13 protein-coding genes and 1 riboswitch are annotated in these 12,753 nt (G+C 34.4%); of the genes, 3 read left to right on the top strand and 10 right to left on the bottom strand.

The annotated features are described in order from the left end of the window. Window positions 1-5 precede the first annotated feature (5 nt). Together fabF and tkt are read left to right on the top strand one after the other, a co-directional pair. The gene (gene fabF, locus JJ847_02950; GenBank protein ID MBO6959844.1) at window positions 6-1,250 is read left to right on the top strand and encodes a beta-ketoacyl-ACP synthase II; all 1,245 of its coding nucleotides are present in this window, start codon (window positions 6-8) and stop codon (window positions 1,248-1,250) included. 43 nt (window positions 1,251-1,293) lie between these two features. Continuing rightward, window positions 1,294-3,300 (top strand): transketolase, encoded by a 2,007-nt coding sequence (tkt, locus tag JJ847_02945; GenBank protein ID MBO6959843.1) that lies wholly within the window; start codon window positions 1,294-1,296, stop codon window positions 3,298-3,300. A gap of 14 nt (window positions 3,301-3,314) precedes the next feature. On the opposite strand, the gene thiC is transcribed toward tkt, so the two are convergent. The 5 genes from thiC to ruvB form a co-directional block, all read right to left on the bottom strand. After that, a complete protein-coding gene (gene thiC, locus JJ847_02940) occupies window positions 3,315-4,685 on the bottom strand; it encodes a phosphomethylpyrimidine synthase ThiC (GenBank protein ID MBO6959842.1) in 1,371 nt (456 codons plus the stop codon). A 34-nt stretch (window positions 4,686-4,719) separates the two neighbouring features. Then, window positions 4,720-4,818, bottom strand: a riboswitch (TPP riboswitch). 63 nt (window positions 4,819-4,881) lie between these two features. After that, a complete protein-coding gene (locus JJ847_02935) occupies window positions 4,882-5,097 on the bottom strand; it encodes a DUF3188 domain-containing protein (protein ID MBO6959841.1) in 216 nt (71 codons plus the stop codon). Then, a complete protein-coding gene (locus tag JJ847_02930) occupies window positions 5,094-6,278 on the bottom strand; it encodes an amidohydrolase (GenBank protein ID MBO6959840.1) in 1,185 nt (394 codons plus the stop codon). The genes JJ847_02935 and JJ847_02930 overlap by 4 nt, the downstream gene beginning before the upstream one ends. Window positions 6,279-6,281: 3 nt before the next feature. Beyond that, complete coding sequence (locus tag JJ847_02925) at window positions 6,282-7,070, bottom strand: tetratricopeptide repeat protein (GenBank protein ID MBO6959839.1); 789 nt, start codon at window positions 7,068-7,070, stop codon at window positions 6,282-6,284. Then, window positions 7,057-8,115, bottom strand: coding sequence for a Holliday junction branch migration DNA helicase RuvB (ruvB, locus tag JJ847_02920; GenBank protein ID MBO6959838.1), 1,059 nt, complete (start codon window positions 8,113-8,115; stop codon window positions 7,057-7,059). Before ruvB ends, JJ847_02925 begins: the two co-directional genes overlap by 14 nt. A gap of 52 nt (window positions 8,116-8,167) precedes the next feature. Here ruvB and smpB point away from each other — a divergent pair, with 52 nt between their 5' ends. Next, on the top strand, window positions 8,168-8,662 hold the full coding sequence (gene smpB / locus JJ847_02915) for an SsrA-binding protein SmpB (GenBank protein MBO6959837.1): 495 nt from the start codon (window positions 8,168-8,170) through the stop codon (window positions 8,660-8,662). A 23-nt stretch (window positions 8,663-8,685) separates the two neighbouring features. Here smpB and JJ847_02910 read toward each other — a convergent pair whose 3' ends face one another. From JJ847_02910 to mreC, 5 genes are all read right to left on the bottom strand, one after another. Further along, window positions 8,686-8,934 carry a hypothetical protein gene (locus tag JJ847_02910; GenBank protein ID MBO6959836.1) on the bottom strand — a complete coding sequence of 83 codons (249 nt, stop codon included), beginning with the start codon at window positions 8,932-8,934 and terminating at the stop codon, window positions 8,686-8,688. A gap of 64 nt (window positions 8,935-8,998) precedes the next feature. Then, the gene (gene lysS, locus JJ847_02905) at window positions 8,999-10,504 is read right to left on the bottom strand and encodes a lysine--tRNA ligase (GenBank protein MBO6959835.1); all 1,506 of its coding nucleotides are present in this window, start codon (window positions 10,502-10,504) and stop codon (window positions 8,999-9,001) included. A gap of 50 nt (window positions 10,505-10,554) precedes the next feature. Then, on the bottom strand, window positions 10,555-11,301 hold the full coding sequence (locus JJ847_02900; GenBank protein ID MBO6959834.1) for a response regulator: 747 nt from the start codon (window positions 11,299-11,301) through the stop codon (window positions 10,555-10,557). Window positions 11,302-11,462: 161 nt separating this feature from the next. Beyond that, complete coding sequence (locus JJ847_02895; protein ID MBO6959833.1) at window positions 11,463-12,002, bottom strand: hypothetical protein; 540 nt, start codon at window positions 12,000-12,002, stop codon at window positions 11,463-11,465. Beyond that, entirely contained in the window at window positions 12,002-12,751 is a 750-nt protein-coding gene (gene mreC, locus JJ847_02890) for a rod shape-determining protein MreC (protein ID MBO6959832.1), read from the bottom strand. Before mreC ends, JJ847_02895 begins: the two co-directional genes overlap by 1 nt. Window positions 12,752-12,753: the final 2 nt, after the last annotated feature.

The following is a 12,753-nucleotide window of genomic DNA, read 5'->3' as shown; positions in this document are numbered from 1 at the left end:
CAAGGATGCCAAATTTCCATCGAGTAGTTATCACCGGTATCGGAGCAGTTACTCCAATTGGTAACAACATTGATGAATATTTACTCAGTCTTCAAAAAGGTATGAATGGAGTTTCGGGTATCACTCTCTTTGATCCTGAAAACCATCCTTGCAAATTTGCAGCAGAAGTTAAAAATCTTCAATCTGAAAATTTTATTGAAGCTAAGGAATCCAAAAGATGGGATCGTTTTTCCCAGTTTGGAGTTATTGCAGCAAAGCAAGCCTTTAGTGATTCTGGACTAGAAATTACTGAAGCTAATGAATCAAGAATTGGAGTGATTATTGGCTCTGGTGTTGGAGGCTTACTAACTATGGAAAGTCAAGCTCAGATTTTGAGTCATAAAGGACCAAAAAGAGTAAGTCCATTTACAGTTCCAATGATGATTCCAAACATGGCAACTGGACTAGCAGCCATAGCCTTGGGTGCAAAAGGACCAAGTTCCTCTGTTTCCACTGCTTGCGCTGCTGGTTCTAATGCAATCGGCGATTCATTTAGATTACTCCAACTAGGCAAAGCAGATGCAATGATCTGTGGAGGTGCAGAAGCCAGTATTACTCCTCTTGGAGTAGCTGGTTTTGCTAGTGCTAAAGCTCTTTCTTTCAGAAATGAAAGTCCCGAAACAGCGAGCAGACCTTTCGATGCAGAGAGAGATGGATTTGTTATTGGAGAGGGATCTGGAATTCTTGTTTTAGAAACCTTAGAAAATGCACAAAAAAGAGATGCAAGAATTTATGCTGAAATTATTGGATATGGAACAACTTGTGATGCTCATCACATTACTGCTCCATCACCTGGCGGGGTTGGAGGCGCAGAAGCGATCAAACTAGCAGTTGAAGAAAGTTCTCTAAGCCTTGACAAAATTGATTACATTAATGCTCATGGAACGAGTACATCAGCTAATGACAAAAATGAAACTTCTGCAATTAAATCAATATTTAGAGACAGATCTTACCTTATTCCTGTAAGCTCTACTAAGTCGATGACTGGTCATCTTCTAGGAGGTTCAGGAGGTATAGAAGCAGTAGCTTGTATACTTTCTTTGACACATAATTTTATCCCTCCTACAATTAACTACGTCAATCCAGATCCTGATTGTGATCTTGATTATGTACCAAATAATGCAAGAGAAGCTCAAGTAGGAGTTGCTCTTTCTAATTCCTTCGGCTTTGGTGGTCATAATGTTTGCCTTGCTTTCAGCAAAATGAATTGATGACAACCAATTTTTAGTATCCAACTTATCTCATTTTAAAACAATGGTCGCTGCGTCTATTTCATTAGAATCACTTTGTGTAAACAGTATAAGAATGCTTGCTGTAGATGCAGTAAATAAATCTAATAGTGGACATCCTGGATTACCAATGGGGTGTGCTCCAATGGGTTATGCACTATGGCAAAACATTCTTAATCATAATCCTAATAATCCAAAATGGTTTAACAGAGATCGTTTTGTATTATCGGCTGGTCATGGCTGTATGTTGTTATATTCTTTGCTTCATTTAACAGGATACAAATCAGTTTCAATAGACGATATTAAAGAATTTAGACAATGGGGATCCAAAACTCCTGGTCATCCAGAAACATTCGAGACTGAAGGAGTTGAGGTGACAGCTGGACCTCTTGGAGCCGGAATTTCTAATGCAGTAGGTTTAGCAATAGCTGAAACTCACTTAGCAGCAAAATTCAATAAGCCTGATTGTAATATTGTTGATCATTACACTTACGTGATAATGGGAGATGGTTGTAATCAAGAAGGGATCGCATCAGAAGCTTGCTCATTAGCTGGCCATCTTAAACTTGGAAAATTAATTGCGCTATATGATGATAATCAAATTACAATTGATGGCCGTACAGATGTTTCTTTTACCGAAGATGTTTTAAAAAGATATGAAGCTTATGGATGGCATGTTCAACATGTCGAAGATGGAAATCATGATGTTAAAGGAATAACTGAAGCTATAGAAAAAGCAAAATTAGTATCAGATAAGCCTTCAATAATAAAAATCTCTACAACCATAGGTTATGGATCACCTAATAAATCAGATACTGCTGGAATTCATGGGGCAGCAGTTGGAGAAGAGGAAGCTTTATTAACGAGAGAATTTTTAAATTGGGAATATCCTCCATTTGAAATCCCTAATGAAGTATATGATCACTTTAGAAAAGCAGTTAATAAAGGTGAAGATTTAGAAAAAAAATGGGACTCTAAATTTGAAGAATATCAGAAAAAATATCCCACTGAAGGCGCAGAGTTAGAAAGAATGTTAAAAGGACAATTACCTGCGAATTGGGACTCAGATCTGCCCTCTTATTCACCTGATGACAAAGGTTTAGCCACCAGAAAACACTCACAAATATGTTTAGGAGCTTTAGGACCTAACCTGCCTGAATTAATTGGTGGATCAGCAGATTTAACTCACTCTAACTACACAGATATCAAAGGAGAAACTGGATCATTCCAACCTCATAGTCCTGAAAAAAGATATTTACATTTTGGCGTACGTGAACATGCAATGGCAGCTGTTCTTAATGGTATTGCTTATCACAATAGTGGTCTTATTCCATACGGAGGTACCTTCCTTGTTTTTGCCGATTACATGAGAGGTTCAATGAGGCTTTCAGCACTCAGTGAGTTAGGAGTAATCTATGTATTAACCCATGATTCAATTGGTGTAGGAGAAGACGGTCCAACACATCAACCTATTGAAACTATCCCTTCTCTTCGTGCTATGCCTAACATGCTAGTTTTCAGACCAGGAGATGGGAATGAGACAAGTGGAGCTTATAAGCTTGCTATTCAAAATCGGAAAAGACCCTCTGCCCTTTGTTTAAGTAGACAAGGTATGCCAAATCAAGAAAATACTTCTATCGATAAAGTTGCTCTAGGAGGATATGTGGTTTCTGATTGCGAAGGAACACCAGATCTAATATTTATTGGGACCGGAAGCGAACTGAATCTTTGCATTGAAGCAGGTAAGGAAATTTCAAGCTTAGGTAAAAAAATTAGAGTTGTTTCTATGCCTTGTGTAGAACTTTTCGAAGAGCAAGAAGAAAGTTACAAAGAAAGTGTTTTACCAAGTAGTGTGAAAAAGAGAGTTGTAGTAGAAGCTGCCCATTCCTTTGGTTGGCATAAATATACAGGTTTTGATGGGATTTGTATAACTATGGATAGGTTTGGTGCTTCAGCACCAGGTGGAGAATGTATGAAAAATTTTGGATTTACTGTCGAAAACGTGGTCAACAAAACAAAAGAAATTTTATAGCAATTAATTTCTCATTATACTGAAGTATTACATTGCTCCAGTCTATCCTTAAGTTCATCAAGAGATTCATCAGAAATTTTTGAATTCATCGGGCAATGCTTAGGACCACACATTGAACAAAATTCGGCCTTTTTAAAGATTTCTTGAGGTAATGTCTCATCATGATATTGCTTTGCTCTTTCTGGATCTAATGAGAGTTCGAATTGTTTATTCCAATCAAAGTTATACCTTGCATGACTAAGTTCGTCATCTCTATCACGAGCTCCAGCTCGATGTCTTGCTATGTCCGCGGCATGTGCGGCTATCTTATAGGCAATTAATCCTTCTCGTACATCTTCTGCATTTGGAAGACCTAAATGTTCTTTTGGGGTTACATAACACAACATAGAAGTTCCATACCAGCCTGCCATAGCCGCCCCTATAGCACTTGATATATGATCATATCCAGGAGATATATCTGTTACTAATGGGCCAAGTACGTAAAAGGGCGCTTCTGAACATTCTTCCATCTGCTTCCTCACGTTAAACTCAATTTGATCCATAGGTACATGACCGGGACCCTCAACCATTACTTGAACATTATGTTCCCATGCTCTTCTAGTAAGCTCTCCTAAAGTCTTTAATTCAGCAAGCTGAGCATCATCAGAAGCATCATGCAAACATCCAGGCCTAAGTGAATCACCTAAAGAAAAAGTGCAATCATATTTTTTAAAAATCTCGCAAATATCATCAAATCTTGTATAAAGAGGGTTTTGCTTAAAATGATGTAACATCCATTGGGCCAAAATACCTCCCCCTCTACTTACGATTCCTGTAATTCTTCCTTTAACTTTTGGCAGATGCTCAATCAATAATCCAGCATGAATAGTTTGATAATCAACGCCCTGCTGACAATGTTTTTCAATAATATGAAGGAAATCGTCTTCAGTTAGTCTATCTATTGAACCATGTACGCTTTCTAAAGCTTGGTAAACAGGGACAGTTCCAATAGGTACAGGGGATTCATTAATAATAGCTTGGCGCACTTCATCTAAATTTACTCCTCCAGTAGAAAGATCCATAACCGTATCAGCCCCATATTTAACGGCCAGCCTAAGCTTTTCTACTTCTTCATTAATATCACTTGCATTAGGAGAAGCACCAATATTTGCATTAACTTTACATCTAGAAGCTATACCAATAGACATTGGCTCAAGATTCAAATGATTAATATTAGCTGGGATGATTAATCTTCCTCTTGCTACTTCTTCCATTATTAAAGAGGCAGGTAGATTCTCTTTTTTAGCAACAAAACTCATTTCTTCAGTGATATATCCGTTCCTTGCAAAGTTCATCTGAGTTACATTGCTTTTCCCAAGCCTAGGCTTAATCCATGAACTTCTCATAATTGATAAATTTTAAAATTGTTATTACTAAAGTTTGATCAAATTTCCACTTCCCTGCATCAAAATAAATGATTCAGGTTCAAAGGGTATGATCTCAGCTAAGGTTAAATTCTTAGCACCCCTAGTATTAATCTTATTAATAGCTCTTTTCCAAAAAATAGTCATCACATATTGCGTAAAATAAATAAAATAATGTTTATTCAACTTTTCGATAAGATTTTATTTTTTTTAAGATGTTTTTCCTATCCCATCTTCTACTTACATCTTTCTCCAAAATAATAGAAATCCCCATTAAGCCGATAGGTAAATAAAAAATCTTTCTGGAATTATCCCTCATTACTATCCCAATTACTGATATAAAGATCATAAAAGGGGACACAAGAGATAGAAAAAATCTTTTATTAATTTTCATTTATTTACTGTATTAACCTTTTCATTATTCAATTTTACTATGGATGCAGTTATCACCTTAATTCCAATAGCGATAGCTCTTTCATCCGGATCAAATTTAGAACTATGTAGTGGAGCGCATCCATTTGAACCAGAAACACCAAGCCTAAACATAGCTCCAGGTATCTCATTCAAGAACTCAGCAAAATCTTCTGCGCCTAGTGACGGTTTTTGCAATTCAATAACATTTTCTTGCCCTAACACCTTAATTCCCGAATCTCTAAAAACTCTATTAATTTCAGAATTATTATTAACTGGTGGAGCAATTTCTCTAAATATTACTTTTGCATCAGCTCCGCAACTATTTGCTATAGAAGAAATATTTTCATTGAGCCAATTACCAATATTTTTAAATAATTTAAGATTGGTACATCTAACTGTACCAATTAAATTAACCTTTTCTGCAAGAACATTGAATGCATTTCCACCATTTATTTTACCAAAAGTTATTACTACAGGATCTAGAGGATCTAACTTCCGTGTTATTGATTCTTGAATTCCCGAAATAACTTTAGAGGCTACCCAAATAGCATCGACTCCTTCATGCGGTCTAGCACCATGTCCTGACTTTCCTATGATTTCTACTTTGAACTCTCCAGCAGCTGCAGTTAAACTTCCCTCCTTAATCCCAATAGTCCCTACAGATAAATCTGGGTAGACATGTACCCCTAAAATATGGGTTAAACCATTGGTTGCACCATCCTTAATCATCCATCTAGCTCCGCTTGCAATTTCTTCAGCAGGCTGAAAAATAATCCTAACACCAAAATTAAGTTTTAGATCTTTTATAATTTTTGCGACTCCAAGCCCAATCGATATATGCAAGTCGTGTCCACACGCATGCATGACACCATCTACTTTCGAAGAAAAGCTTAATTTAGTTTCCTCAAGTATTGGTAAAGCATCCATATCAACTCTTAAGCCTATGATACCTTTATCTAAAGGGCCAAAATCAGCTATAACTCCTGTCTTACCAACAGACTCTCTGACATTCCAACCAATATTCTTTAAATAACCAGTTATCAAAATCGCCGTTTGATTTTCACATCCACTTAATTCCGGATGTGCGTGGATATATCTTCTTAAATTAATTAATTCATCATTAAAGGAATCAACTTTTCTAAACAACTGATCTATATTCATTTCTTATTTTAAATCGATAAAGTTCATTAAATCTTTAATCGGTATTGGGGGCCATCTTCTGATTCTTTTTAACCATTCTTCATCACTATATCTAGAATCTAGTTCAGTCACTGCTATCCAATTACTCTCTGCTTTGCCAGATTCACCTTTAGACCAATTCAAAGCTGTTAAAGCGGCCCTAGCATCTGCAAAAGTTGGATAACGTCTAATTAAGTTTTTTAATTCCTTTTCAGATGCATCAATATTTCCCAACTGTAAATCTGCTAAAGCCATACTCGACCTAGCCATTGCAAAACCAGGATTATATAAAGCAGCTTTTGAAAATAAATCTCGTGCTTTTTCCCATTGTGATGTAGAACCTTCAACATTAGCCAAATTATATAATGCAGAAAAATTTTTACTATCTTGAGAAATAACAAACATATAATCTTTTCTCGCTTCTGACCATAATCCCATTGCTTCCTCTGCTATGCCTCTATTAATATAAGGGTCTATTTCATTTGGATTTAAACTTATTGCCTTATTTTGATCATCTATTGATCCCTCCACATCTCCTATGACAAGTCTAACGTTTCCTCTATTACTGAAACCGGCAGCATCATCAGGGTAGGAATCAAGATAGTTATTCCATTCTTGTAAGGCGAGATTAAATTTTCCACTTGCACTTAAATCTAATGCATTTTTAAACAAATCCTCCCTGAAAGATAATGAATAGCATGGCGAAACATAACAAATACTTATAAAAACAAAAAGTAATAAAAAACAAACTTTAACTTTTTTAAAAGTTGTCATTATATGAATCAATGTACTTTTTCCCTAAAAGAGTAAGCAATCTTCCTCTTGGAGTTCTCTCAAGGAAACCAATTTGAATAAGATATGGCTCAACCACAAATTCTATCATTGAAGATTCATCACCTAATCTAGCTGCAATTGAATCGAGGCCAGTTGGGACATTATTATTTTGGTTTAAAAAAAATAAATATTGTCTATCTAAAGAATCCAATCCTTTTTCGTCTATTTGATATGAATTTAAAGCTTTTTTTATTAAATTCACAGAAATGGAATTAGTTTTTTTGACAACTTGAGCATAATCTCTAACTCGTCTCAATAATCTCAAAGCAATTCTTGGAGTACCTCGAGATATCTTTGCTAAATTATATGATGCTTCATCATCTAAATTAAGATTTATTAATCGGGCGAAATTAACAATAATTTGTTTTAATTCATCGTATGTATAAAATTCAATTTTCTGGGATATACCAAATCTATCTCTTAGTGGGGCACTAATTGAGGCTAATTTAGTCGTCGCCCCAATAAGAGTAAACTTTGGAAGATTAATTGTTCTACAACGTGTTCCTCTATTAGCTCCCATAGTTAAATCTAGTCTAAAATCCTCCATTGCAGAATATAACAACTCTTCAGTTAACCTATTTAAGCGATGTATCTCATCGATAAATAAAACTTCACCTTCTTTTAATCCAAGCAGCAACCCCACAATATCTCTAGGTCTTTCAATCGAGGGTGCAGTTGCTATCCTACATTTCGTATTCATTTCTTGAGCTATCAACAAAGCTAGGGTGGTTTTACCTAAACCAGGTTGCCCATATAAAAGAATATGCTCCAAAGGTTCTTTTCTATAAATTGCAGCATTTATAGCAATTCTTAACGACGACTTAAGTTGTTCTTGACCAATAAATTGTTTTAAATTGCAAGGTCGAGCTAAGTTCAGATTATTTTTTCTTTTTTCTTCTGGAATGACCTTTGAATTAACTAACCTTAGTTCTTTTTTACGTGGAGAAGAATCATTATCGCCTATATTGGAGGAAATTATTGCCATAATGAAAGGTTAATTGCAATTGTTCTGAGTAGAAAGATTTTTTACAAACAAAATGCCAAAAAATTCAAACAAAAATCAAAAAATTATTAACAAAGAAAGTAATTTTAAACGTCTAGCTGAAAATAGATATGCAAAGTTTCAATATGCAATATCTGAAACAATCGAAGCTGGAATTGAACTTTTGGGGACTGAAGTGAAGTCTATTAGAGACGGAAAAGCAAATTTAAGAGATGGGTACTGTTCATTCAGAGATGGTGAAATTTTATTATTAAATGTTCACATTTCACCACACAAAAATGTGGGTTCTTATTTTAATCATGATCCATTACGCAATAGAAAGTTATTACTACACAAGAAAGAAATAATAAAACTTAAATCCAATACTGAAAAAAAAGGAATGACTATTGTTCCGTTATCTCTTTATTTAAAGGGGTCATGGATAAAACTAACTATTGGAGTTGGTAAAGGGAAAAAATTACATGACAAACGACAAGATGAAAAACAAAAAAGCATAAAAAAAGAAATCAACTCTGCACTAAAAAGATAAAAATATTATTTAAAGTTTTGAATCTATGAGTCAAGATTTACTGAACTTGGCGGAGGGGAAGGATCTGGATCTGCAATTAACATATGCTGTAAAACAGTTTCAGGTCTCTCACTATCTCTCCAGCGGATTTTATAAGCAGGCATTTTTGTGCCCCTGCTTGTAGTTTGCTCAACTGGTTCAATAACCCATCCTCTTCTTGATCGGCCTTGAGGATTTCTTTTCACTACTGCATCCGCGTGTTTAAAACGGAAACCAACACGTTCACCACTCATTTAAAAAATTTCGTATTGGATTAATTCTTTTATTTTACTTCATTGCAAGGATAATTTTTGATTTTTATTTAGAAGTTATCTCCGGTTTTAACAATGGGAAAGGGATCACGTCTCTAATTGATGGACTATCAGTAATTAACATAATAAGTCTGTCAATTCCTATGCCTAGTCCTCCAGTAGGAGGCATACCAATCTCTAAAGCATTCAAAAAATCTTCATCTATACAATGAGCCTCTACATCTCCTTGATCTCTAAGAGATTGTTGTATTAGCATTCTTTGTCTTTGATCTATAGGGTCTATCAACTCACTAAAAGCATTTGCCAATTCTCGTCCAACAATGAATAGTTCGAATCTCTGAACCATTTCTTTATCATCATCATGAGTCCTAGCTAAAGGAGAAATTTCAACAGGATAGTCAATAACAAAAGTAGGCTCTATAAGATTAGACTCTACTTTTTGCTCAAAAACTTCATTTAAAAGTCTTCCAATAGAATTTACTTTATTGGATAAAACAACATTTTTACTCTCCACAACTTGTTTTGCCGCTTTAAAGTCTCCACTGAAAGAATCAAAATCAATACTCGTATATTTTTTGACTAGATTTTTCATGGATATCCGAGACCAAGGTTTAGAAAAATCAATTTTTTTATTTTGGTAATTTATCACTAAAGAACCACATACATCCGCTAAAATTCCTTTAATAAGTTCTTCAGTTAAATCCATCATATCGACATAGTTAGAATAAGCCTGATAAATTTCCACTGAAGTAAATTCCGGATTGTGCTTCGTACTAATCCCCTCATTACGGAAGATTCTTCCCAATTCATAAACCTTCTCAAATCCTCCAACAACCATCCTTTTTAAATGTAATTCTGTAGCTATTCTTAGATACAAAGGAATATCTAATGTATTGTGATGGGTAATAAATGGCCTTGCCTCAGCACCCCCAGCTTCAGATTGAAGAATAGGAGTCTCTATCTCTAAAAAATTTCTATTATCTAACCATGTTCTTATAAAACTTATACATCTTGCTCTTGTTTTAAATACATTTTTAGAGTGAGGATTAACTATTAAATCTAAGTAACGTTGTCTATATCTTTTTTCAATATCAGTCAATCCATGCCATTTATCGGGTAAAGGCTGAAGTGATTTGGATAACATTTCCCATTTTTCAACTTTGATTGAAAGTTCACCTTTATTTGTTTTTTTAATAGTTCCGTAGACACCTATCCAATCACCAATATCTACTATTTCCTTAAGATCTTCAAAAGAAAGTAATTTTTGGTTTTCTAAATCGCAATTTATAATCCTTTGATCTAGATAAAGCTGAATCTGACCTTCTTGATCGCTTATTGTAAAAAAAGCAATTTTACCCATTACCCTTTTTGCCATCACTCTGCCAGCAATAGAGACAATGAAGTCAACTTCTTGACCATTTTCTAAGTAATTAAATTTGTGAACAAGAAATTTAGTGTTATGAGAAATTCTGAAACTTTCTGCATAAGAAGCAAATCCTTTACCAACTAGTGCATTAGCTTTATGTAAGCGGGATTCTCTGATTTCAGACAAAATTTAATCTAATGAATTTGTTTTATTTAATAAAATTATCAGAAGAAGTATCAACTTGCCAAAGATGTTGCTGTTTCGCCAACTCTCTGAGAAGCATAACCTATACCTCGAACAGTTAATATCAATTCTGGATTTCTTGGATCTGGTTCCAGCTTACCCCTTAATCTTGCTACATATACATCTACAACTCTTAAGTCTGCCGCTCTCCTGGGAGGATAACCCCATAACTGTTCAAGAATTTCAGCTCGTGGAACTACTTTACCTGGCTCATCAAATAATAATTCTAAAAGACTAAATTCGGTATAAGTTAAGCTAATTCTTTCTCCAGCCCTAGAAACTTGTCTTCTATTTGTATCAACAACTAAACTTCCAAATTTCATAACTCCTTTTCCAGATGGAGTTTCTTTTGTTTCAGTAACCGAAACGGTTGGGCCCATTCTTCTCAAAATAGTAGCAATTCTAGCTTCTAGCTCTTTTGGGCTAAATGGCTTTGATAGATAATCATCAGCTCCTAAATCCAAACCTGCAACTCTCTCAGAAATTGCCTCGAGTGCAGTCAGAAATATTATTGGTACAACTGATTCAGCCCTAATTCTTCGGCAAACTGCAAATCCGTCCATTTTTGGGAGCATAACGTCAAGCACAATCAAATCAGGAGAGTCCCTGTGAAAAGATTCAAGAGCTTCTTCTCCGTTAGTGGCCGAATAAACTTGATATCCCGCTAGCTGCAGTCTTGTAACTAATACCTTCAAAACTGCTGGTTCATCGTCAACAACTAAAATTCTCGCTTTTGACATAGTTAAAAAAGATTTTCAGATATTTCAAAGCAAAGATTTATTGCTATTGAATTTACATTCTAACAATTAAAAATATAACATCACGATGCCACAAAGAGATATTCTCAAGATTTACAAATATCCGAAATATATTGAAAAAATATGAATTTTCCGTAAACTTATTATTTCTTTGCGTAATTAATTATTCTACTTTTACCCCTACAAGATTTAAATAGCCTTAAAAGTTGAGAACAAACTAAAGGGGCAAGCAAACCTGTAAGAAAAACTTCAGCAATTATATTTTTAATACTTGGGATTAAAAGTAAAAAAGTACTACCTAAAAAATTTTGAACCAATATCTGTACAAAATGCAAAAAACCACACAAAAAACAACCCAACGAGCAAACTAAACCATATCTAAAATGTCCTATCAGAATATCACTATGAATTTTTATTCTCCCAAACCAAATTCCACATAAAATTAAACCAGGTATTTGAGTAAAACTACTATCAATACTTACAGAATCTAAAATAAGACCTAAAAAAAGACCAAATATTAATCCATTTATTGATCCATTAATCATCGACCATGGCAATAACCAAAATAAAGGCCAATATGGTTGAATTCCTAACATTCCAAGCCAATTTGGGTGCCATAGAAAAATAATTGGAATAAAAATAAAGCATATTATAGATAGTTTATTAGTGAAAAATTTATTCATTAAATTTTTACTTTTAAAATTTGAACCCAATCTATTACATGAGGTTTTGCCAAAAGCAATATTTTGGCCGTTTTTTCTGCTTTTAGTGACTCGTTTATAGATTGGACAATACCAATAGGAATATTTGAGGGTAATAGAGTGCTAGCTGGAGAAGATGAAACAAAATCTCCAACTTTTATGTCGGCATCTTTTGAGTAAAGTATTAAATCAGGATTATCATCTCCTGTACCAATAAGTAGTCCATTAAGTTGAATTCTATCCAACCATACACCCACTTTACTCTCAGGAGAGGTTAACAATATGACCGAGGAAGTAAAAAAAGAAGTACTTTTTACTCTTCCTAATAATCCTCCCGGGCCCATAACAACACTACCAACTTGGACTCCATCATTTGAACCTTTATTTAATATAATTTGTCGCCACCAACTACCTGTTTTTCTAGAAATAACTGCAGCCGAAATATATTCACTATTTGATGATTCTTGAAGATTTAAAATTTCCCGTAATCTTGCATTATCTTTTTTAAGAAGATTTAATTTTATTAGAGATTCTTGGTCAGAGCTTTTAAGAATAATTTCTTTTTGAAACTGACCAGGCCAAAAAGGCTTGGAAATAAAATAATAAAAATCCTTATAAATAGAACCTTTTGATATCCTTACGAAAATCAAAAACAAAAATATTGAGAACAATGTCCAAGTTTTCTTTTTGTGCCACCAACGACTAGTAGAAATTCGTCGGATATCTAACATAG

It is taken from the genome of Prochlorococcus marinus CUG1438, assembly GCA_017644325.1.
GTDB classification, from domain to species: domain Bacteria; phylum Cyanobacteriota; class Cyanobacteriia; order PCC-6307; family Cyanobiaceae; genus Prochlorococcus_A; species Prochlorococcus_A marinus_AA.
The sequence above is the reverse complement of the archived record's forward strand: the minus strand, read 5'-3'. Positions and strand labels throughout refer to the sequence as shown.

Bases quoted from the DNA above. Each gene is read 5' to 3' on its own strand.
- fabF (MBO6959844.1), top strand. From the start codon at position 6: ATGCCAAATTTCCATCGAGTAGTTATCACCGGTATCGGAGCAGTTACT.
- tkt (MBO6959843.1), top strand. From the start codon at position 1,294: ATGGTCGCTGCGTCTATTTCATTAGAATCACTTTGTGTAAACAGTATA.
- thiC (MBO6959842.1), bottom strand. From the start codon at position 4,685: ATGAGAAGTTCATGGATTAAGCCTAGGCTTGGGAAAAGCAATGTAACT.
- JJ847_02935 (MBO6959841.1), bottom strand. From the start codon at position 5,097: ATGAAAATTAATAAAAGATTTTTTCTATCTCTTGTGTCCCCTTTTATG.
- JJ847_02930 (MBO6959840.1), bottom strand. From the start codon at position 6,278: ATGAATATAGATCAGTTGTTTAGAAAAGTTGATTCCTTTAATGATGAA.
- JJ847_02925 (MBO6959839.1), bottom strand. From the start codon at position 7,070: ATGACAACTTTTAAAAAAGTTAAAGTTTGTTTTTTATTACTTTTTGTT.
- ruvB (MBO6959838.1), bottom strand. From the start codon at position 8,115: ATGGCAATAATTTCCTCCAATATAGGCGATAATGATTCTTCTCCACGT.
- smpB (MBO6959837.1), top strand. From the start codon at position 8,168: ATGCCAAAAAATTCAAACAAAAATCAAAAAATTATTAACAAAGAAAGT.
- JJ847_02910 (MBO6959836.1), bottom strand. From the start codon at position 8,934: ATGAGTGGTGAACGTGTTGGTTTCCGTTTTAAACACGCGGATGCAGTA.
- JJ847_02900 (MBO6959834.1), bottom strand. From the start codon at position 11,301: ATGTCAAAAGCGAGAATTTTAGTTGTTGACGATGAACCAGCAGTTTTG.
- JJ847_02895 (MBO6959833.1), bottom strand. From the start codon at position 12,002: ATGAATAAATTTTTCACTAATAAACTATCTATAATATGCTTTATTTTT.
- mreC (MBO6959832.1), bottom strand. From the start codon at position 12,751: ATGTTAGATATCCGACGAATTTCTACTAGTCGTTGGTGGCACAAAAAG.